Annotated in this window: 18 protein-coding genes; 3 read left to right on the top strand and 15 right to left on the bottom strand. The window is 43.7% G+C overall.

Annotated elements, in window-relative coordinates:
• The first annotated feature begins 270 nt into the window (after positions 1 to 270).
• Positions 271 to 1,533 (top strand): family 8 glycosyl hydrolase, encoded by a 1,263-nt coding sequence (locus tag C0J08_RS18550; RefSeq protein WP_212653376.1) that lies wholly within the window; start codon positions 271 to 273, stop codon positions 1,531 to 1,533.
• Here C0J08_RS18550 and C0J08_RS18555 read toward each other — a convergent pair.
• The 6 genes from C0J08_RS18555 to cynS form a co-directional block, all read right to left on the bottom strand.
• The gene (locus tag C0J08_RS18555; RefSeq protein ID WP_212653377.1) at positions 1,522 to 2,739 is read right to left on the bottom strand and encodes a winged helix-turn-helix domain-containing protein; all 1,218 of its coding nucleotides are present in this window, start codon (positions 2,737 to 2,739) and stop codon (positions 1,522 to 1,524) included. The two genes, C0J08_RS18550 and C0J08_RS18555, sit on opposite strands and share 12 nt — an antisense overlap.
• Positions 2,732 to 4,135, bottom strand: coding sequence for a putative bifunctional diguanylate cyclase/phosphodiesterase (locus tag C0J08_RS18560; RefSeq protein WP_212653378.1), 1,404 nt, complete (start codon positions 4,133 to 4,135; stop codon positions 2,732 to 2,734). Before C0J08_RS18560 ends, C0J08_RS18555 begins: the two co-directional genes overlap by 8 nt.
• Positions 4,136 to 4,584: 449 nt before the next feature.
• Positions 4,585 to 5,052 carry a DUF6892 domain-containing protein gene (locus C0J08_RS18565; RefSeq protein ID WP_212653379.1) on the bottom strand — a complete coding sequence of 156 codons (468 nt, stop codon included), beginning with the start codon at positions 5,050 to 5,052 and terminating at the stop codon, positions 4,585 to 4,587.
• Between the two features lie 150 nt (positions 5,053 to 5,202).
• Complete coding sequence (locus C0J08_RS18570) at positions 5,203 to 6,912, bottom strand: bifunctional protein-serine/threonine kinase/phosphatase (protein WP_212653380.1); 1,710 nt, start codon at positions 6,910 to 6,912, stop codon at positions 5,203 to 5,205.
• A gap of 79 nt (positions 6,913 to 6,991) precedes the next feature.
• Positions 6,992 to 7,804 (bottom strand): formate/nitrite transporter family protein, encoded by an 813-nt coding sequence (locus C0J08_RS18575; protein ID WP_212653381.1) that lies wholly within the window; start codon positions 7,802 to 7,804, stop codon positions 6,992 to 6,994.
• Between the two features lie 55 nt (positions 7,805 to 7,859).
• Positions 7,860 to 8,300: a cyanase gene (gene cynS, locus C0J08_RS18580; RefSeq protein ID WP_212653382.1), complete on the bottom strand. Its 441-nt coding sequence runs from the start codon at positions 8,298 to 8,300 to the stop codon at positions 7,860 to 7,862.
• A gap of 270 nt (positions 8,301 to 8,570) precedes the next feature.
• Here cynS and C0J08_RS18585 point away from each other — a divergent pair, with 270 nt between their 5' ends.
• On the top strand, positions 8,571 to 10,415 hold the full coding sequence (locus C0J08_RS18585; protein WP_212653383.1) for a sigma-54 interaction domain-containing protein: 1,845 nt from the start codon (positions 8,571 to 8,573) through the stop codon (positions 10,413 to 10,415).
• Positions 10,416 to 10,506: 91 nt separating this feature from the next.
• A complete protein-coding gene (locus C0J08_RS18590; protein ID WP_212653384.1) occupies positions 10,507 to 10,959 on the top strand; it encodes an Lrp/AsnC family transcriptional regulator in 453 nt (150 codons plus the stop codon).
• Positions 10,960 to 11,040: 81 nt separating this feature from the next.
• Here the strand turns inward: C0J08_RS18590 and C0J08_RS18595 are convergent, their stop codons facing one another.
• From C0J08_RS18595 to C0J08_RS18635, 9 genes are all read right to left on the bottom strand, one after another.
• Positions 11,041 to 12,057: a 1-aminocyclopropane-1-carboxylate deaminase gene (locus C0J08_RS18595; protein ID WP_212653385.1), complete on the bottom strand. Its 1,017-nt coding sequence runs from the start codon at positions 12,055 to 12,057 to the stop codon at positions 11,041 to 11,043.
• 328 nt (positions 12,058 to 12,385) lie between these two features.
• Entirely contained in the window at positions 12,386 to 12,793 is a 408-nt protein-coding gene (locus C0J08_RS18600; protein ID WP_212653386.1) for a Rid family detoxifying hydrolase, read from the bottom strand.
• Between the two features lie 28 nt (positions 12,794 to 12,821).
• A complete protein-coding gene (locus tag C0J08_RS18605) occupies positions 12,822 to 14,039 on the bottom strand; it encodes a M20 family metallopeptidase (RefSeq protein ID WP_212653387.1) in 1,218 nt (405 codons plus the stop codon).
• Between the two features lie 10 nt (positions 14,040 to 14,049).
• Complete coding sequence (locus tag C0J08_RS18610; protein ID WP_212653388.1) at positions 14,050 to 15,465, bottom strand: M20 family metallopeptidase; 1,416 nt, start codon at positions 15,463 to 15,465, stop codon at positions 14,050 to 14,052.
• 49 nt (positions 15,466 to 15,514) lie between these two features.
• Positions 15,515 to 16,348 carry an ATP-binding cassette domain-containing protein gene (locus C0J08_RS18615; protein ID WP_212653389.1) on the bottom strand — a complete coding sequence of 278 codons (834 nt, stop codon included), beginning with the start codon at positions 16,346 to 16,348 and terminating at the stop codon, positions 15,515 to 15,517.
• Complete coding sequence (locus C0J08_RS18620) at positions 16,348 to 17,343, bottom strand: ABC transporter ATP-binding protein (protein ID WP_212653390.1); 996 nt, start codon at positions 17,341 to 17,343, stop codon at positions 16,348 to 16,350. The genes C0J08_RS18615 and C0J08_RS18620 overlap by 1 nt, the downstream gene beginning before the upstream one ends.
• Before the next feature lie 16 nt (positions 17,344 to 17,359).
• The gene (locus C0J08_RS18625) at positions 17,360 to 18,271 is read right to left on the bottom strand and encodes an ABC transporter permease (protein WP_212653391.1); all 912 of its coding nucleotides are present in this window, start codon (positions 18,269 to 18,271) and stop codon (positions 17,360 to 17,362) included.
• 10 nt (positions 18,272 to 18,281) lie between these two features.
• On the bottom strand, positions 18,282 to 19,199 hold the full coding sequence (locus C0J08_RS18630; RefSeq protein ID WP_212653392.1) for an ABC transporter permease: 918 nt from the start codon (positions 19,197 to 19,199) through the stop codon (positions 18,282 to 18,284).
• Between the two features lie 98 nt (positions 19,200 to 19,297).
• On the bottom strand, positions 19,298 to 20,872 hold the full coding sequence (locus C0J08_RS18635) for an ABC transporter substrate-binding protein (protein WP_212653393.1): 1,575 nt from the start codon (positions 20,870 to 20,872) through the stop codon (positions 19,298 to 19,300).
• Between the last annotated feature and the right edge of the window lie 154 nt (positions 20,873 to 21,026).

The following is a 21,026-nucleotide window of genomic DNA, read 5'->3' on the forward strand; positions in this document are numbered from 1 at the left end:
GCGAATGTGAATAGTGGTTCTATTTTCGAGGTGCTCAACAAAGAATACAGGCTTTTAGGCCATGCCCTGCGGGTCTTTCAGAGAAAACGCCACATGTCGTTGCGACTCTTTAAAAGGTACCTACATTCCTTCAGAGTCGCGCCTTATTTGACGATTTCTCTGAAAGACTGAGGCTTAGTAGACTTATTCGCACTTTCCCTAAGTAACGCTTTTTAGCTGGCCTATAATTCAATACACTACTCACTCCTTACCACATATGGCTCATCCATTATGAATCACTTTCAAAAAGCTTTAATCAAGTTATTGGCTTATTCATTGTGGATTTTTGGCACAACCTCTATTCAAGCAAACCCACCAGCATCCGTGATAAAACCATCTGGATACAGCCAATCCGAGCTTGATACCGCTTTACTTAACTTCTACCAAGATTGGAAGGCAACTTACCTAGTTCAACAATGTGGTGAAGGTCGCTATTTGGTGGATATGGCAGCAGATGGAAATACAGTGGAAGGAGGCACAGCGGCGTCTACGTTAACGACATCAGAAGCCCATGGCTATGGTATGTTAATTATGGTGATGATGGCCGACTTTGACCCACAGGCAAAACGCATTTTTGATGGCATGGTAGATTTTTTTCATGATCATCCCGCCCAATCAGCCCGTGGGTTGATGGCTTGGAACCAATTAAGAAACTGTAAAGAGGCGGGCGAGAATGTCGGTGGTCGTCATAGCGCCAGCGACGGCGACATGGATATTGCCTATGCCTTTTTACTCGCTGACAAAAAATGGGGCAGTTCTGGAAAAATAAACTATAAGCACGAAGCCATAAATGTCATCACAGCCATTAGGCAACATGAGGTTGACCCTGAAAACCATTTTATTCGCCTAGGTGATTGGGTCGATGACATCGATGATGGCCAGTACGCCAATACGACTCGATCCTCTGATTTTATGGTCTCTCATCTAAAAGCCTACGCAGATGCAACGGGCGATAAAAGTTGGAACAAAGTAAGGGATACCACTTACGCCATCATGGCAAGCATTCGTCAAACGGACAGTCCCAAAACCGCACTCATGCCAGACTTTATCGTCGGTCTCCCCCATCATCCGCAACCTGCCAAGGCCATGTTTTTGGAAGGCGGAGACGATGGCGCCTACTCTTGGAATGCAGCGCGTTATCCTTGGCGTGTTGCTCTGGACTATCGACTATATGGTGATAAAAGAGCGCGATCTGCTTTAGCACCAATCAATCAATGGATCATCAACATCACCCATGGCGATCCTAAAAGAATCGCCGATACCTATGCTCTTGATGGAACCTATTCAAAAGACAGTGGTTTTAACTCCATGGCATTTGTCTCCATGTTTGCTGTGTCAGCTACCATAGATCCATCTAACCAAGCGTGGCTAAACGCCCTATGGGAAAACATCAAAAACAAGCCGGTCGAAAATGAAGACTACTTTGGCAACACCCTAAAAATGCTTGCCATGATCACGATTACCGGACACTGGGACAAACCTTTACACCTGTAGCGCTAACGCGTCTCGTAAAGGCTGCATGAGAGCCTGAGGTTCAACAGATGTTAACGCCACCGAGTCGCATTGTTGAAATTCGCTGAATGCTTTGACAGCTTCAACAAAAGCATCCATTACCACCTCATCATCAAAGCTATACGGCCCCAAATATAGAGATTTGATTTCTAGACGGCGTTCTTTACGATGGGCTTTGCAATCCATACGACCGATGAACTCTCCTCGATACAATAGAGGCAGACAAAAGTAACCATATTGGCGTTTCGGTTCTGGGACATAGCATTCGATCTGATAATCATATTGAAACAGACTTTTAAGGCGGTCTCTCTGAATCACGCTGTTATCAAAGGGTGACAAAATTAGCAGTCGATTATTCAAACGAGGCAAGCGACGCTCTAGCGCATCTGGCTCGATGACAAACACTTCGCCACTAGGAATCTTTATCTGCTCCAACAATCCTTGCGCGAAGCGCTCGTCTACTAAATTTTTTACCACCTTGCGTAGCCCTGTATTACGGCGTAGATAGGTCAATCCCTTTAAAGAAGCAAGCCCATGACAACGCAACTGCTGTTCGATTAAATGATTGCCAAACTCTTCCAAATTAGGGAGTGTTGTATCCACATGGGAGGGTAAAACTCGCTCGGTTAAATCATAGACTTTCTGAAAGCCCTCGCGATCACAAACCATCAGATCCCCTTGCATATAAAGTTGCTCAAGGGCTTTCTTCGCTGGCTTCCAATCCCACCAGCCAGCCGCATTATTGCTGGATTTGGCTTCGATATCTCGAGAACGTAACGGTCCATCAGAAGCAACACGAGCCAACAGCTCTGCCATCAATTTTTTATCTGGATCTTTGTACCAATGGGTTTGACCGCTTTTTAGAGCCTGCTTGTAAGGTAAGGAAAAACGAAAATCCTCCATAGGCAAAAACGCCGCCGCGTGTGACCAATACTCAAACACATCGCCATTCAGCAACAGTTTATTGATCATCGAAGGCTCGAACTTAGGCACTCTTGAATGCAGCACATGGTGATGTGCTCGCTCCACTACAGAAATGGTATCGATCTGCACGTAACCTAAATGCGCCAAGGCCCTTCGCGCCCCAGCCAACCCAGAGCCAAACGGACTGACCTGTAACAAACCTTGGGAGGCCAAAGCAAGACGACGCAGACGGGCTAGGTCTTTAGTGGATTTAAGTTCAATCATGGCTAATTAAAGGCATATTGCGGCTTACCCACGACGTTTTTCCACTTTCAATCACGTCACTAAGCTCAGATATTGGTAATGGATAACTGAATAAATAGCCCTGATAAAGTGAGCAACCGATAGAATTGAGTGCCATCAGCTGTTTCTCATTTTCAACGCCTTCTGCAATCACCACCAAATTCAAATCTTGGCTAAGATGTATAACCGTATTGACGATTGAAAAACTTCGCTTATCCGTTAGCAAATCACTGATAAAGGATTTATCTATTTTCAATTGATCTAATGGTAAGCGCTTAAGTAAATTCAACGAGGAAAAACCCGTTCCAAAGTCATCTAATGACCATGTCACTCCAACCTCTTTCAGGTCATTCATCTTTTGAATAACCACATCAATGTCATCAGCCAAAGCCGTTTCAGTTAGCTCTAACTTTAGTTTAGATGGCTCCGCACCACTCAAAGACAGAATACTCTTAACTTCTTGAACAAAGCTTGGTTGACGAAATTGCGTAGCACTCACATTAACCGCAATAGTCAAATGATGAGTCTGAGGTGATTTTGCCCATTCAGCTAACTGAGCACAAGCAGTACGCAATCCCCATTCCCCCATAGGGATAATAAGACCGGTTTCTTCGGCCAGCTCAATAAACTCTAAAGGAGAAACCATTCCCCGTGTAGGGTGATGCCAACGAAGAAGCGCTTCTACTCCAAATATATGGCCATGTCTATCGACCTGAGGCTGATAGTAAAAATGATACTCCCCCCGAGCCATAGCTCTTCGCATGTCGCTTTCCAAAACACTACGTGCATTCATATTTGCCTGCATCATTACAACTACGATGCTAACACCTACGATTCCGGTAAAATAATTAACCCATACACCAACCATACGACCTTCAATCGGAGCAGCCAAATCAGGCGAGGGAATTGGCATTATATTCAAGGCAATGGCCAGAAATAGCATCAGGCCGATAGCAGGTAAAATAAAACGCAGATAGACTCTTTCTCGATGGAAAATAAGAAACGTAGCCGCGGCAACTGGTAAAAAATTTATATGAACAGAGCGTGGAATATTACCGACAGGAACATCCCCCAAAGAAGCGAAAAACACGGCAATCAAAAGAGCATGGCACATAATAATGGCCGCACAGCGCAAATAATTACCAAAAGCTAATATTAATGTTGTGATTCCAACAAGAAAGATAATCAGATTAATGGCAAAATGAGGAGAATCCCCTCTATTTAAATAATAGAGCCCCCAAGCCGCACTGAAGAAAATGGCAGAAAATCCGCCAAATATAATGAGATTTTTCACTCGCTTATTGTGACGTCCGATTGGAGTCCACTCAGAAATATTCTCTTTCGTAAGACGAAAGATCCTGCTGTACTGACTACTCAAAAAAGATCCTTTTATAATCACTTTATACGTTTCTATTTATCCAGTTATAGAAAAATATATTTATTAACCATAATTTAATAATTAAAAAACACTCTTATATAGAGTTTTTTTAACAAGGGTATCTTGTCATTTGTCCAAGACTCTGGCGAAATCATTCCAGAAGACAAGTCGCCATAACGATACCTTTAAACATAATCACTTGATTCAATACTTATCCCTGTTATTTTGTCAAAAGCGCTATACATCATCACTTCAAATTCAACTCAGGTGGACATAGACTCCATACGGGTTAGATAAGGATAGTAATCGCCTTTTAAGTCATATTGGTGAACTTCAACCGTTTTCTTTAATGTCTCTCTGATATCTGAGTATTTCGTTAATCATCCTTATCGATAACGCTGCCTTTAAACGATATCGTTTAAAGGCCATCAACATTTTTAACGCAATACTCAACTCATCATTATCCCCTGATTTGAAAATCTTGATATCTGTATATCGCTTAATCCACTAAATTCATTTATTTCCTTGAGATTAAGGTCTAATAGTCTTTCAATATCATTAGAAGAACTAAAATCAAGAAACTCTATGCACGTTAAATTAACCATCTTTTCAATACCGGCAAAAGATTTAATATTAAACTCATCACCTTCACCGTCCCAGTTTGGCATAACAAGACTAAAGGTGTGGCAACATTCACCAGAAAGTAGATTAATTTTTTTGAACTGCTGATCGGATATTTCAATCGCTAGTAACTGATCTTCAACTTCGACAATTCGATCGAACCAATCGTATTTGGCATTGTCTTCGAAAACTAGCTTTTCTAAGTTTTGAGCATCAATTGCATCGATCAAATCCTTAATTTCTGCATCCTGACAGTACAACTCACCTAAAGCTAAGAGCTTTAAATTATTATCCATAATTCTTCCTACAATGTTTAAACTAACAAATGCATATCTATTCATAACCGACTTAGCTCAACTAAGTGTTTAATAGAGTATTCTTCATATGTAGATAGGCGCTCTAATGTGAACAGAGCTAATCGCAAAAATTATGGCATAAACTCTCACTCACTTAACTAGCAAGAACAAGATCACGAGAAATAAAACAAGCGACATGCCTTGCCAGAACATCACTGGATTGCGTTGTATTAGTGGCGGTTGAGTACGATCAAGGAAGGTTTGGTTCGGGTGATGGAGGTCGTAGATAAATTCAGAAACTTCTTCATAACGTTTCAGTGGATTGCTGTTTAAAGCCTTGCGCAATGCATCATCGATCCAAACAGGTAATTCAGAATCTTCTGTAATAATACTGCGGTAGGTTAAACGTCGTTGGGCCGCAATACTTCTGGCTTGCGCTATTTTTGAACTATAAGGAAATTGATTGCCAGATAACATCTGATAAGCAATAACAGCCAGTGCGTAAATATCAGAGCGTTCAGAACCAGTGTGTCCAAGAAAATACTCTGGAGCAGAGTAACGTAGGGTGCCACGTAGCACTTCTTCGTCTTTAATGTTGCTCACCCCCGCAATATAAGTCGAGCCAAAGTCGATAATTTTCACTGTCCCGTGGCTGTCTATCATGATATTTGCCGGACGAATATCTTGATGAATCATACTCTTACGATGGAACGCCTGCAGGCCATTGGCAATTTGCGAAATAATATTACGAGTTTGCTCTAGGGTGGGTTTGGGATTGTCTATCATCCACTGGGCAAGAGACTGACCTTCGATGTATTCCGTCACCAGATAGAGAAAATGCCGTTGTCTTGGTGATTCAATGACATTAACGACATGAGGATTATTGAGTCGTCTTGCAATCCAGTCTTCTAACATAAAACGTTCTAGGTAAGCAGCATCATCGCTCAACTCTGCCGATGGTGTTTTAATTACCACCCGTTTATCGCTGTCCATATCACGGGCTAAAAACACATGGCTGCGACTGCTCACATAAATGGAACGAAGTATCTCATAACCATCAAATAACATGCGTTCTCTTAGCGATGGAGGTAAAGGGAGTGAACCGACACTCGGCTGAACATCCTCCAACTGATAAATTGGTACCTCCTCAACTCGGGCCACTTGAATACTGAGGTTATCATCACTGCCATTTTCCAATGCCTGCATAACCATTTGTTCGGCGGCCTGCTCCAAACTTTCTGACTCAGCTAGGCAAGTGGCTATTGGCTCACCAGCAAGGAATTCATACACACCGTCGGTTGCCATGACAAAGACATCGCCTTTGCTTATCGGAAGGGCTTGATAATCCAGCTCTACAATCGGCTCTATGCCCAAAGCACGCGTCAAATAACTTTCATGAGTAGACACGACACGGCGATGGTCTTTTGTAAGTTGTTCGAGTTGGCCATCCACCAAACGATAAATTCGGCTATCACCGACATGAAAAAGATGAACCGTATTTATACAAAATACCATGGCAGCAAAGGTGCAGACGTAGCCTTTGTCTTTATTAAACCGGCTGGGGCCATTTTGTGTTTGAGAATAAAGGGACGCATTAATGGATTTGATGACCTTCTCGCCTGATGCCTTCACCGACCAAGCCTCTGAGGTATGATAAAAATCCTCTAAAAATCGCGTAATGGCAAATTCACTGGCGACCTGACTCACTTGGCTCGAACTGATGCCATCAGCCATAGCAAAAGCCGCTCCTCTTGTATTTAACAAAGGTCCTGATGGGATCTGGCAACCTAAAAAGTCTTGATTAACATCTTTTCTGCCTCTATGGCTTGAACTACCAACCCGAATGCTTAACGTCTTCATTTTACTCTCTTCATAAAACAAAAAACTCTGCAAACACAAATGCTTGCAGAGTTAAGAGTCGTGTTCAACACAGCACAGGCTATGCGAGCTTACGTGATGCCGATGTTTTCACATGAGTCAGGTAAAGGGGTAAACCGACCAATAACAAGCCACCCGCTAGATTACCCAAAACAGTTGGAATTTCGTTCCAAATCAAATAATCCATGAAAGTAAAATCACCACCCATGATCATGGAGAATGGGAATAAGAACATGTTCACAATGGAATGTTCAAATCCCATGAAGAAGAACAGCATAACAGGCATCCACATTGCCGCCATTTTGGCGCCCGCCGAGGTGGAGATCATCGCACCAACAACCCCCATAGACACCATCCAGTTACACAACATGCCACGAATGAAGATGGTAAACCAACCACCCGCACCATGAGATTGATAACCCAGAGTACGCGCTTCACCAATGGAACTTACCTTAGCGGCCAACGCCCCACCATCCGTTGAATAGCCATAAGTCAGAATAAATGACATGAAAAATGCCGTAGTTAATGCGCCACCAAAATTGCCGATAAACACCAAGCCCCAATTACGCAGCACTTGCGCTGGTGTCACGCCCGGACGCTTATCAAATAAAGCCAGAGGCACTAAAGTAAACACTCCCGTTAATAGGTCAAACTTCATTAAATACAGCATAATAAAGCCAACAGGAAATAGGATGGCTCCTATTAATGGGCTACCCGTTTTAGTCGCTACTGTAATAGCAAAGATTGCAGCTAACCCTAAAATCGCTCCCGCCATAAAAGCTCGAATGATAGTGTCTTTTGTCGACATATAGGCTTTTTGTTCACCTGCATCGACCATTTTAGTGACAAACTCACTTGGTTCTATATAAGCCATTTTTACGCCCTCTTATCTTTAAAATTACCTAAGATTCACTTTTTAAAAGAAACAATTACCAAGATTTATATGGCAAAAACTTCCCGTTCAGTGTCAAAATCACACGATCTCCTTTGGAGTTTTCTTCCTTATCTACCGTCATGGAGAAATCAATGGCGCTCATAATGCCGTCACCAAATTTCTCTTGAATTACTTCTTTCAATGTCGGACCGTAAACTCCAACCACTTCATACAAACGATAAATGAGTGGATCTTGTGGAATGGCTTCATCCCATGTTTTGGTTGGATATTCCATCAAGACGGATTTTGCTTCTGCAGGTAACCCCAAAAACGCCACCAACTTTTCAGCCACTTCTTCTGTACAGCTGTTCATTCCTAAACAAGCGGATGTGATCCACACATCTGTCATACCTACCGCGTCAGCAATCGCTTCCCAGGTTAAATTTTTCTCTTTCTTTATCGCGAAAATGGCTTCCGTCACATCAATCTTTTTCATTTGCTTACCTCGTCACTTGATACTACTGATTTTTAAAAATCGACTGCGTGTAGTACCTATAGCGATAAGCATGCCAACAGGCAGAAAAAAAACAAATCATTGATTTTAAATGATTTTTTTATTTTCTATTGCGATAAAAAAACAACGATATTTCGTGATTAACGAAAATTCGTTGCTTTGGTAACGATATTTCGTTGTTTGGCCTAAAAGATGCTTATCTTTTTACTAAAGCTGAAAATTCAAAACACACGAAAATGAAGGCGGCCAGAAATGCAGCAAAATCTATTTACTTATGCCCCAACAGCAATGTTATTAATCGATCCAATCGATAATAAAATTTTGCAATCAAATCAATTAGCTGCGCAGATGTTTCAATTTGATTCAACAAACTTAGCCAAATACACCGTGAGCCAATTTTTTCTTGGCTGTCTCGAAAAACTTCACAACTTTACCTTGCAGGTCATGGAAAGTGGTCAAGCGTGGTGCAGCGAACTGTTTATTCAAATTGGGCAACAGAATATCCACTTAGAAATAAACGCTCGCTATTTAAAACCCCATATTTTGTTAAGTTGTGAAGACAGCAAAGTTGGTTTTGCGCTACGCCATAAATCGGCTGCTGAGTTGCATTACCAAGAGGGCTATTCAAAATGGAATGACAAAGAAACGGTTTTTGAAGAAATGGAGCGTCATAATCAATTACTATTATCGGCTGTTGGTGACGGTATTTATGGTGTAGATACTAATGGTTGCACCACCTTTTTTAATTCAGCAGCAGAACACATTCTAGGCTGGCAAAAAAGTGAACTGGCGGGCCTTAAAATACATGAAATCATCCATCATAAGCATGACGATGGAAGTTACTATCCAGACCACCAGTGCCCTATTTATGCAGCCTTCAATGATGGCATTATTCATAGCGTAGAAAACGAAGTATTTTGGTCTAAAGATGGACGCCCGATCCCTGTAGAATATACCAGCACACCAATAACAGACGAGGGCATGCTTGTTGGTGCTGTAGTTATTTTTAGAGACATTACCGAACGAAAACGCACCCAAGAAAAACTGCTTAGTGCGCTGGATGAAGTCGCGTCGTTAAAACAAAAATTGGAAGTTGAAAACGCCTACTTACTTGAAGAGCTCAGTGCTGACTTCAATCATCACCAAATCATCGGTCAAAGTGCTGCCGTACAACGCTTAGTGAACCAAATCGAGCTTGTTGGCCCAACCAATGCAAATGTATTAATTATTGGAGAGTCTGGAACAGGCAAAGAGCTTATTGCCAGAGCTATCCACGATGTTAGTGACCGAAAATCAAGGCCACTAATTCGTGTAAACTGCGCAGCAATTCCTACCGAATTGTTTGAAAGTGAATTCTTTGGCCACGTAAAAGGGGCTTTTTCCGGAGCCATAGCCGATCGAATTGGTCGCTTTGAATTAGCGGATGGCGGCACCTTGTTTCTGGATGAAATCGGAGAAATGCCGTTACATTTACAAGGAAAGCTATTGCGGGTATTACAAGAGCGACAGTTTGAGCGGGTTGGAGATTCCGTCACACGTAAAGTGGATGTTAGAGTCATTGCCGCAACAAACCGAAATTTAACACAATTAATTGCCGAACAAACATTCCGTGAAGACCTATATTTCCGCTTGAATGTTTTCCCTATTCACTCTCCACCATTGCGCGAACGTTTAGACGACATTCCTCTATTATTAAGCCATCTAATCACTAAGTTATGCCAACGATTTAACCAACCAAAACCGTCAATCTCGATGCAGCAAATTAAGCATTTGCAATCCTATGATTGGCCGGGAAATATCCGCGAATTAGAAAACATAATAGAAAGGCAAGTCATCTTAGCAAAAGGCGGAAAATTAAATTTCGAACTAAAAGCCAACCAGCCAGCTATGAAAACCGACCAAGTTCAACCCACTCAACCAGCGGTTATCACCAAACTAGAGCAACAGAACATGGAAATAAACAATATTCGACAAGCACTACTGCAGTGTAACGGCAAGATTTATGGTGAAGACGGGGCGGCAAATTTATTAGGATTAAAACCCACTACGCTTTCCTCTAAAATCAAAAAATACGGCATAAGCAAGCCTCACACTTAATACAGAAAAAAGTCTACTTATTGCATTTTTTTGATAATTTCAAAAATACTCTTTCATTTATTCTAAAAATTTAAAATACAAGGCCATTTCCATGGACAAGATTGATAAGAAAATCCTACGCTTATTACAACAAGATGGCCGCTTAACCAATGCGGATTTAGCTGAACAAGTTAACGTCAGCCCAGCGACTTGTCACCGTAGAACTCACCAGCTTTTTAAGGAGGGTTACATCAATGAAGTACGTGCAATCATCAACCCAGACAAGGTAGAACGCAGCGCATTAGTTCTTGTTGGCGTGGTGTTAGATCGATCAACACAAGAAAGCTTTAGTACTTTTGAAGAGGCGATCGCTAAGTTACCTTTCATACTCGATTGTCATTTGGTTGCCGGTGACTTCGATTATTTTCTAAAGGTACGAGTCAAAGATATGGCTGACTTTAATAAACTGCATAGTGATCAGTTACTGGCTTTGCCAAGCGTACGCCAACTGCGCACTTTTTTTGTCATGAAAGAAGTCAAAGACAATGCACCACTAGCGTTTTAATAACGTACTAACTTAGTACGCAGTAAAAAGGCTTCCCGAAGGAAGCCTTTTTGCTGATGGATACAAGACATTTAGCCAATATTAGCCATTACGATAAATATAGCTGTAACCGTTAATGGCTGGCACACCACCAAGGTGCGCATAAAGCACTTTCGAACCTTCTGGGAAAAAGCCTTTCTTCACTAGGTCAATTAGACCTTGCATAGATTTACCTTCGTACACAGGGTCAGTCATCATCCCTTCTAAACGTGCAACCAATCGAATCGCTTCGTTTGTTTCCTCAGATGGCACACCATAGGCAGGATATGCGTAACCGTCTTTGATAACGATATCCTCAGCCGTTATTTCACGACCAAGTTCAACCAATTCCGCTGTATTTTGTGCAATGGAAAGCACTTGTGCATGGGTTTGCTCAATGGTGCCTGACGCATCAATGCCGATAACATTTTTTGAACGTCCATCCGCCGCGAAACCAACCGCCATACCGGCATGAGTCGAACCAGTTACCGTACAAACCACAATATAATCGAACTTAAAGCCCAGCTCTTTCTCTTGCTCACGCACTTCTTCTGCGAAGCCTACATAACCCAAACCACCATATTTATGCACAGAAGCACCGGCTGGAATGGGGTAAGGTTTACCGCCTTTGGCTTTTACGTCTTCAATGGCGTTTTTCCAGCTTTCGCGAATGCCAATATCGAAACCATCATCGACAATATCAATATCCGCCCCCATCACTCGGCTCATCAAGATGTTACCCACTCGGTCATAAACCGCATCTTCAAAGGGCACCCAGCTTTCCTGCACCAAACGACATTTCATACCGATTTTGGCTGCTGTCGCTGTCACCAAACGTGTGTGGTTAGATTGCACGCCACCAATACTCACTAACGTATCTGCACCAGAGGCAATGGCATCAGGCACAATGTATTCCAACTTACGAAGCTTATTTCCACCTAAGGCCAAACCAGAATTACAGTCTTCACGCTTTGCGTAAATTTCAACACCATTACCTAAGTGATCGGACAAGCGTTGTAGTTTTTCAATAGGTGTTGGTCCAAAGGTAAGTGGGTAACGTTCAAATTTTTTCAAGTTCATAGTGGTCGTTCCTTATCAGTGAAAATGTATCGTTTTAACTACCACCAGACTAGCGAAATAATAATGAAAGGTGCTCTCTAATATCGATTAATTTTTATAAAAATAAGCAAATAAAAAATAAAATATGACATAAATTTACTTACAAAAATCACCATATCGAAATATTATTTCACCGCACAAATAACATTATTTGCACCAAATAAAAGAAACCTTCCCACAAAGTAATAGCGTAATAAATTAAAGAGAATTGCGACAAAAAAAACCGCTTTTAAAATCCATAAAAGAATTTAAAAACGGTTTTAAGGGCGGTAACCAATAATGTAAAAGATTAGGTAACAGCAAGCGCCCATACAGGGTCTGAAATCATCATAATAGCTTCCACTTGCATCTCGGCATCCATTGGCAGACCGCTTACCGAGACAACCGCCCTAGCTGGAAGTGGTGATGAAAAATGTTTAATCATTTCCTGATTAAATTCCGCTAAGTTCGCCATATCTTTAAGATAAATAGTCAGTTTCACCACATATTCCAATGAACCACCAGATGCCATTGCAACCGCACGCAAATTTTCAAAAACTTGAGCTGTTTGCTCAGTAATCGAGCCTTGTAACAAGGTATTAGATTCAGTAACGAGAGGAATTTGCCCTGATATAAATGTCCAGTTCCCTGACTTTATTGCTTGTGAACAAACATCGGCTTCGGATGGTGCTAACTTGGTTTCAATTGAATGAAGCATAATTTCTTTCCTTCAAAAAGATTCACCTTTACGGCAAAAGCAACACACTCTTAGCAACCGCTTGAGTACGAGGTACAAAGGTATTAAGCAAACAAAGCTCACCATCTGTGTGCATTTTGGCTCCCACAGGCCCAGTGCCACACAAAGTCGGCACGCCCATTGAAGAAGTAAAACCCGCGTCTGAGCAGCCTCCGGTAAACTCCCCTTCGACAGAAAAACCGAGCGACTCCGCTTGAGTTTGATAATGGCTGAGCAATGTTTCGCTCATACTAGATTCAAATGGATGAAACGCTGAGAGCAACTTCACTGTGGCCGTCACACCATGTAATCTTGGCCTATCAATGATGTCCTGAATGGCATCCATCACCTCCACCATTTGCTCTTTCGTAATGTAGCGTAGGTCCAAACGCGCATTCGCTTCAGCCGCGACAGTATTAGAAGAGATTCCACCACTGATTAAGCCGACATTGGTGGTGACACCCGTTTCGTAATTGGTCAGCTCATGCAACTCGGTGATTATCGAAGCCAAACCACCAATGGCACTGGCGCCATCCGCATGGTTTACCCCTGAATGCGCCGCTTTTCCTTTAACGGAGATTTCAAAACTTGCTCCGCCTTTTCGAGCCGATACCACATTGCCACTGATTCGACCTGGTTCTGCATTGAAAACGGCTTTTGCCCCCTTCACTATTTGCTGAATGACATGACGCCCTTCAGGTGAACCAATCTCTTCATCACCAGTAAACAAGCCAATAACAGGGTGAGGTAACTCATCGATATCGGCGTTATTCAACAAGTACTGTAAGCCTCTTAACACAAAGCAATTCAGCACCAAGCCAGACTTCATATCGGCTACACCAGGACCAAAAGCCGTCATACCATCACGCGTGAAACCTCGAGTGGCCACCGTGCCTTTGGGAAAAACCGTGTCCCTGTGTCCCATCAAAAAAATGGCAGGCTGCGGATCTTGGTTATCTAACGCTTCACCAATACGCGCTTCTAACACATCACCTGAACTAACCGATTTATGCCAACGACACTCGATACCATCCGCCTCCAACCAAGAAGCAATCAGCTTTCCTGCGGCATCCACGCCTTCTTTGTCGTAACTATTAGAGTCTGTATCGACTAATTCCTGTAGGCACTGAATCATCTCGTCTTCTTTGGTTGCAAGCCAATCACAAAGCAATTCAGCGTATGCGGCTAGCCCTTCAGTACTCTCCTTTTTAGCGACAGCTAATGTCATTTTGTTCTCCTTAACGTTTAGCCTGTATGAATGAACCTTGTTCGGATAAATCCCAAAAAAGTCCTGTCATAATTTGCAACGCCTCTCGGCATACGGGCGCTAAAACATGCTCATTTGGCGCATGTTGACTGCAAGCTGGATAAGAATGAGGCACCCAAACGGTGGGTAGATTCAGAATATTGGCGAACACATCGTTGGGCAGCGAACCACCTAAATTCGGTAATAGCACCGGCTTTTTCCCTGTTGTTTTTTGCAATGACCCTAACGCCCAATCAACCCAAGGGTCCTCTGGATCAAGACGTGTCGCTTCCATGGTATGACCCGTTTCAGTCACCTCAACATCAGTAAAGCCTAGTTCATCTAAATGCTCACGAATATGTTTTAAAAAATGTTCACTGTCACTTTCGACGACAAAACGCAGCTGGCAGTGAGCACTCGCATACCCAGGAATAGCATTAACAGGCCTATCAGGGTTGCCCGTTTTACAAGCCAACATTTCCAGAGTATTCCACGCGAATACACGCTCTGTTGGCGTAAGCTCAGGCTCCCCCCAATTCACATCAATGACTGGAGCGTTATCCCCTTCACCAACGGGTATATCTTTTAAAGCGGTGCGAACCAATTCAGGCAAGCGCGCGGGCAACAAACCTTTCACCAGAATTTTGCCTTTTGCATCCACCATCGATGCCCAAGCATGGGCTAAACGCGTACCAGCGTTACTTAACAATCCGCCCCAGTTGCCAGAGTGATGCGCACCGTCTCGTAAACGCACCTTCAGGTCGAAATTAAAAGCACCACGGGAACCAAGAAAAATAGTGGGGTGTTCAGCACTTAAACGAGGTCCATCGGAAGCCACAAATAAATCGGCGGCCAGCTCCTCTTTGTGAAGCTCACATAGCGCCGCCAGACCAGGGGAACCTGCTTCCTCCCCCATTTCTAAAATCACTTTTACATTAAACCCAAGCTTGCCGTTTTTGGCCTCTATCACTTGTTTTAATGCCGCAAAATTAATGGTGTGCTGACCTTTATTATCGGCCGTCCCACGGCCATACCAACGATCACCATCCACCACCAGCTTCCAAGGAGACAAACCTGTTTTCCATTGATCGTCATAGCCATTAACCACATCACCATGACCATAAGTCAGTAGTGTCAGCTGTGATGGATCTTCAATTCTTTGCGCAATCAAAAACGGCCATGATCCCGGTTGATCAGCGTCAGTTACAGGGTTCGCTACGATTCGTGTTTGAAAGCCTAACGATGTTAATTCCGGCACCATGATATCTTGCAAATAGGCATGCAGCTGATCGAACGCGTCGTGATTCTGGCTCTCACTGTGAACACCAACCCGTTTGGTTAATTCCGAAAAATAACAGCCTGAGTCAAAGTAGAACTCGGCTCCTTCAATGGTAGATTGACGATCCATGCTTTCTCCTTAAAAAAATAAAAGTCCGATGACAGCAAAATGAAAGCGACTACGACGCCTTATCCCACTCACTAGAATCCAACTTTTCAGGCAACCCCAAAGCCGGTTCCGGTGTTAAAACAGAAGACAATAAAGCTTGGGTATAAGGATGTTGTGCGTTTTGGAAAATATTCTCTCGAGTTCCCTGCTCAACAATTTTGCCTCGATACATCACCGCCACGCGATCCACCAAATGTTCCACCACACCCAGGTTATGGCTGATAAATAAATACGTCAGACCGAGTTCTTTTTTTAGATCCATCAACAAGTTAAGTATTTGCGCCTGCACGGACACATCAAGTGCTGACGTCGGCTCATCACACACTAAGATGTTCGGTTTTAGAATCAAGGCTCGCGCTATCGCCACCCGCTGACGCTGACCGCCAGATAGCTGCCCCGGATAATTTTTTAATAAACGTTCTGGCAAACCCACTAAATCGCTCATCTCTTTCACCGCTTTTTGCTGACTCTTGGTGTCGCCGATTTTATGCAGCTGCAATGGCAAGCGGATGATTTGCTCAATGGTTTTACGAGGGTTGAGTGACGAGTAAGGATCTTGAAAAATTGGCTGAAGTTGCCGCGACATAGATAAACGAGAGCTGGCTCCGCGCATTTTGTCATTGATTAACACATTACCATCCGTTGGCTCTAATAATCCCAAAATCATTTTCGCCAAGGTACTTTTTCCACAGCCCGATTCGCCCACCAAGCCTAACGTTTCACCGGGGCGAATACGTAAGGAAATGCCATCTACTGCTTTGAGTAACGTAGGGGCTTTAAAAGGACCGTTTTTCAGAAAAAAATGACGCGATAAGTTTGTCAGTTCCAAAGCATATTCTGGCATTACACCGCCTCCTTGAATGACGCAGCCACAACAGGACAGCGTACTTGATGAGCTTGTGATCCTAGGTGATTTTCTAGGTGAGGTGCACGATCACAACAGGACTTGATCGAAGCGTTACAACGGTTTTCAAATGCACAGCCCTTAGGTTCACCAATCAAACTCGGCACCACACCAGGAATAGATTCCAAGTGACTACCGGGTAAGGTTTTACCTGGAATGGGGATACAGTTAAGCAAGCCTTTGGTATAAGGATGTTGAGGGTCAGCAAACAAATCTTTTGCCGCAGCGGTTTCCACCACTTGACCGGCATACATCACGGCCACACGATCAGCAATTCGAGCCACTACGCCTAAATCATGGGTGATAAAAATAACAGCGGTGCCAAATTCCTGTTGCAGCTCTCGAATCAAGCGCAATATTTGCGCCTGTATGGTGACATCCAGTGCCGTTGTTGGCTCATCAGCAATAATCAAATCAGGCTCACACATCAGTGCCATAGCAATCATCACCCGTTGCCGTAAGCCACCAGATAATTGATGGGGATATTGATCCAAACGCTTTTCAGGATACGGAACACCGGCACGCTCCAGCAAATAAATCGCGCGCTTTCTCGCTTCGTCTTTGCTGATTTTCTTGTGTTTAATAATGCTCTCGCAAAGCTGATTACCCAAAGTATAAGAAGGGTTCAGTGAGGTCATTGGCTCTTGAAAGATCATCGACATACGCATGCCACGGACTTGGTTGCGCTCTTTTTTTGATAGAGACAATAAGTCCATGCCGTCGAAGTGCATTGTCTCAGCGGTTACTTCTGCACGCTTCGGTAATAACCCCATCAATGCCATGGAAGTCATGGATTTACCGCATCCCGACTCCCCTACAATACAAAGCATTTCACCTTGGTTCACATACAAATCAATGCCACGTACAGCCTTCAAATCTCCATTGGGTGTTGGCAGACTGACGGCCAAGTTCTTTACGTCCAGTATTCGTTTCATGATCTCTCCTCTAGCCTCAATTCCGGCCTTCTGGTGCGTTCATATCACGCAAACCGTCGCCCACTAAGTTAATCGCCAACACCAATACCATCAGCGCAATACCTGGGATCGCAATTACCCAAGGTTTAAAAAACATGTAGGCTTTGCCCTCTGCGATCATTAACCCCCAAGACGGCATGGGTGGCTGAACTCCCAACCCCAAAAAGGACAGTGTCGCTTCAAGCAAAATGGCGTGCGCCATTTCTAAGGTCATCACGACAATTAATGCGCTTAAAATATTGGGCAGTAATTCCCGCACCAAGATATACCCTGTTGAAGCCCCCAAAACTTTTGCCGAGGCAATGAACTCCGCATCACGCAATTGTTGGGTGGAGGAGCGAGCAACCACCGCAAATCGATCCCATAACAACAAACCCAATAACATAATCACCATTTGCAAAGACCCACCGACCAAAGCCGACATAGCCAAAGCCACCAGCACCACCGGCATGGCTAAACGAGTAGTAATGATGTAGCTGATTACCGAATCCACTCGGCCGCCGAAGTAACCCGCCAAAACACCCAAGGTCGTGCCAATCAGCCCAGAAATCAGCGCAGCAGACAAACCAATGGTTAAAGAAATACGAGCGCCGTACAAAAGGCGGCTGAGATAATCTCGCCCTAACTTGTCGGTTCCCAAAATATGTTCCCACGACCCCTTTTCGTGCCAAACTGGTGGGATCATGCGTTGGGAAATATTCTGTAAATAAGGGTCATGTGGTGCTAACCAAGGAGCTAAAATCGCCAACACCACAATCATTCCCAGAATGACCGACCCGATAAACAAACCGCGGTGTCCCAAAAAACGATTCATCGTACGACGCCATGTCGGCACCTTGGGCAAAAAAGAAGGCGTATTTGAAGTCATTACAATAGAAGAATCAGACATAGTAGACACCTCAGCGGACACGCAAACGCGGATCAAGCATGGCGTTGATCACATCGGCGAGAAAAGTTAACAGGATATAAAAGACCGCTATAATCAGCACCACGGCTTGTACGACGGGGTAGTCATTTCGGGTAATGGCATCCCAAGCCAGCTGACCTAACCCTTTTAAAGAAAACACCGACTCGATGACCACTGAGCCACCTAACATAAAACCCAGCTCTACCGCCGCCAAAGCCACTACAGGGATCACCGCGTTGCGCAGTGCATGTTTAAAAATAACCGTCGACTCATTCAAACCTTTCGAGCGAGCCGTACGAATATAATCCGAGTTCAACACCTCCAACATACCTGTACGTGTTAAACGCATCATCGCAGGCATGGCGTAATAGCCCAATGCAATAGCAGGCAGAACAAAATGCTGCCATGACGCATTGCCACCCGCGGGCAACCAATGCAAATTCACCGCGAAGATCACAATCAAGGTTAACGCGAACCAAAAACTCGGCATAGCTTGACCAATAACCGCAATGGTTAGAGCCAAACGATCAATCCAAGTATCTTGTTTGATCGCAGCAATGACTCCCAATGGAATCGCAACAATCGTCGCCAGCCCTAGCGCCAATCCACCTAAAGTCAGTGTCACAGGTAAGCGCTCGCTAATCAGCCCCATCACCGTATCTTGAAAATAATAGGAGCGCCCAAAATCCAATTGCACCGCTCCCCAAAGCCAATCAAAGTATTGATAGACCATGGGCTTATCCAAACCAAAATCGATGCGAATTTGTTCTACTTGCTCAGCCGTCGACTCTGGCCCAGCGATTGAAATGGCCAAATCACCAGACAAATGCAGCAACATGAAACTCACGATAGACACTGTGACCGCCACACTTAGCGCCACCAGTAAACGACGAACCATAAATACCAACATAACCTCTCCCCAAACTGTCTGCGTACTTTATAACGGCGTACAAGAACACCTAGGCGCAAACGAAAACGCTTACTGACAGGCAGTAAGCGTTTTCCCTTTTACTTCCAACTTGACTCTACAAAACGAGGCAATTCATCAGGATATGCAGTGAAATTAAGTTCTTTCGTGAAGGCATAGTTACTTGAGTAAGAAAACATCGGCGCCCAAAAAGCTTCTTCGGTAATTTTCTTAATCGCGGCGCTGTAATTTTTCTTACGGATGACAGGATCAACGTTCGTGTCAGCCGCATTTAACAGCGTCTTTACCTCTTGATCCCGGTTGATATCATCAGCCCCTCCACTGAAATAGACACTGGTCATAGCGGAGGCATCATTCACAGAATAAGAGCCCCAGGTTTGAAACGCTAAAGGCACGTTTCCTGAACGCTGTTCTTTACGCAGTGCCGCATAGGTCAACATGTGCATTTTAGATGTAATGCCCACAGCACGAAGATCCCCAAGAATCGCTTCTGCTAGATCCATATCTCGGTAAGCGTAAAAATCGGTTTGAAAACCATTTGGGTAACCCGCTTCGGCCAGTAAGGCTTTCGCTTTGGCTGGGTCATAAGGGTATTTTTTCGCAGCGGACACATCACAGCCAAATTGAGAAGGGAAACAGGGCGTGTATATGGCACGACTTCCACCACGCACCAACTCATTAGCAAGCCCTTCACGATTCACGGCGTAATTAACCGCCTCTCGTACCAGTTTATTGCGGAATGGCGAATCCTTTAACGCTTCACTGCTGGTATCCATAGCCAAATAGCCTACACGCATGGTTTCGGAGCTAATGACTTGTAAGTTTGGCATCATTTTCATTTCATCCGCCTGATCAGAAGGCACTCGCCATGTCCAATCAATCTCGCCAGTCATCAACTGAGCAAGGCGGGCATCAGGGTCAGGAATGACTCTAAATTGAATCTTTCCTATGGCCGGTTTTTTAATTGGCCCACCTTCAAAGTAACCTTCATAACGTTCTAAATTTGCCCCTTCACCACTCAACACTTCGGTAATTTTATAAGGGCCTGTTCCAATTGGCGCTTTCGCAAATCCTTCAATGCCAACTGACTTAAAATACTTTTCAGGAAAGATCGGGGTTGGGCCAGACAAATATTCTAATGCCGCAGGAAATGGCTGTTTCAATACCAAACGTACCGTGTAGTCATCCACTTTTTCAGCATGATCAATCCAGTCAACATTTTGGCGGGTCACAATTTTTGACTCAGGCGAAGTCACATAGTTGAAAGTAAAAACGACGTCCGCTGCGCTGAAAGCATCACCATTTTGAAAAGTGACCCCTTTACGCAGGGTAAGGAGTAAATGTGTCGGATCCTCCCATTTCCAACTAGTGGCTAGCAAAGGTTGGTACTCACCCGTTTCCATATCACGATGCAACAATGTGTCCCAAGCTAGATGAGACAAAATAATCCCTTCACGCACATTGTTGTGGTAAGGGCTGACATTTTCAGGCTCAAGCCCCACTGCGTAGACCAAAGTATCGTTTGCCTTATTCGCCAGTGCAGGAGTGACTACACCCGCTAGAGCACAAGTCATAAGAACACTTGCCAAAGTTCTTCGTGGAGTGCTGTCTAATACTGGTAACAGAGAAAACTTGTGCTGAGTGAGTTTTTTCATCGTATCGTTCCTTTTAAGCCCTTTCAGTTTGATCATTAGGTAATGCAACTTTCATTCACACTATGCAAAAATAAACATTGCCACAATTAAAAAAAATGCAAAGAATCGTTGCCAAAAAGGCATGACTATGGCGAAATAATAAAATATTTAAAAA

Origin of the sequence: Marinomonas sp. CT5, assembly GCF_018336975.1 — a bacterium.
Classification (GTDB): Bacteria; Pseudomonadota; Gammaproteobacteria; order Pseudomonadales; family Marinomonadaceae; genus Marinomonas.

Excerpts from the sequence above, each read along its gene's own strand:
- C0J08_RS18570 (WP_212653380.1), bottom strand. The coding sequence starts at position 6,912 with ATGAAGACGTTAAGCATTCGGGTTGGTAGTTCAAGCCATAGAGGCAGA.
- C0J08_RS18630 (WP_212653392.1), bottom strand. The coding sequence starts at position 19,199 with ATGTTGGTATTTATGGTTCGTCGTTTACTGGTGGCGCTAAGTGTGGCG.
- C0J08_RS18575 (WP_212653381.1), bottom strand. The coding sequence starts at position 7,804 with ATGGCTTATATAGAACCAAGTGAGTTTGTCACTAAAATGGTCGATGCA.
- C0J08_RS18600 (WP_212653386.1), bottom strand. The coding sequence starts at position 12,793 with ATGCTTCATTCAATTGAAACCAAGTTAGCACCATCCGAAGCCGATGTT.
- cynS (WP_212653382.1), bottom strand. The coding sequence starts at position 8,300 with ATGAAAAAGATTGATGTGACGGAAGCCATTTTCGCGATAAAGAAAGAG.
- C0J08_RS18565 (WP_212653379.1), bottom strand. The coding sequence starts at position 5,052 with ATGGATAATAATTTAAAGCTCTTAGCTTTAGGTGAGTTGTACTGTCAG.
- C0J08_RS18605 (WP_212653387.1), bottom strand. The coding sequence starts at position 14,039 with ATGACATTAGCTGTCGCTAAAAAGGAGAGTACTGAAGGGCTAGCCGCA.
- C0J08_RS18585 (WP_212653383.1), top strand. The coding sequence starts at position 8,571 with ATGCAGCAAAATCTATTTACTTATGCCCCAACAGCAATGTTATTAATC.
- C0J08_RS18550 (WP_212653376.1), top strand. The coding sequence starts at position 271 with ATGAATCACTTTCAAAAAGCTTTAATCAAGTTATTGGCTTATTCATTG.
- C0J08_RS18620 (WP_212653390.1), bottom strand. The coding sequence starts at position 17,343 with ATGAAACGAATACTGGACGTAAAGAACTTGGCCGTCAGTCTGCCAACA.
- C0J08_RS18635 (WP_212653393.1), bottom strand. The coding sequence starts at position 20,872 with ATGAAAAAACTCACTCAGCACAAGTTTTCTCTGTTACCAGTATTAGAC.
- C0J08_RS18625 (WP_212653391.1), bottom strand. The coding sequence starts at position 18,271 with ATGTCTGATTCTTCTATTGTAATGACTTCAAATACGCCTTCTTTTTTG.
- C0J08_RS18615 (WP_212653389.1), bottom strand. The coding sequence starts at position 16,348 with ATGCCAGAATATGCTTTGGAACTGACAAACTTATCGCGTCATTTTTTT.
- C0J08_RS18590 (WP_212653384.1), top strand. The coding sequence starts at position 10,507 with ATGGACAAGATTGATAAGAAAATCCTACGCTTATTACAACAAGATGGC.
- C0J08_RS18555 (WP_212653377.1), bottom strand. The coding sequence starts at position 2,739 with ATGATTGAACTTAAATCCACTAAAGACCTAGCCCGTCTGCGTCGTCTT.
- C0J08_RS18595 (WP_212653385.1), bottom strand. The coding sequence starts at position 12,057 with ATGAACTTGAAAAAATTTGAACGTTACCCACTTACCTTTGGACCAACA.
- C0J08_RS18610 (WP_212653388.1), bottom strand. The coding sequence starts at position 15,465 with ATGGATCGTCAATCTACCATTGAAGGAGCCGAGTTCTACTTTGACTCA.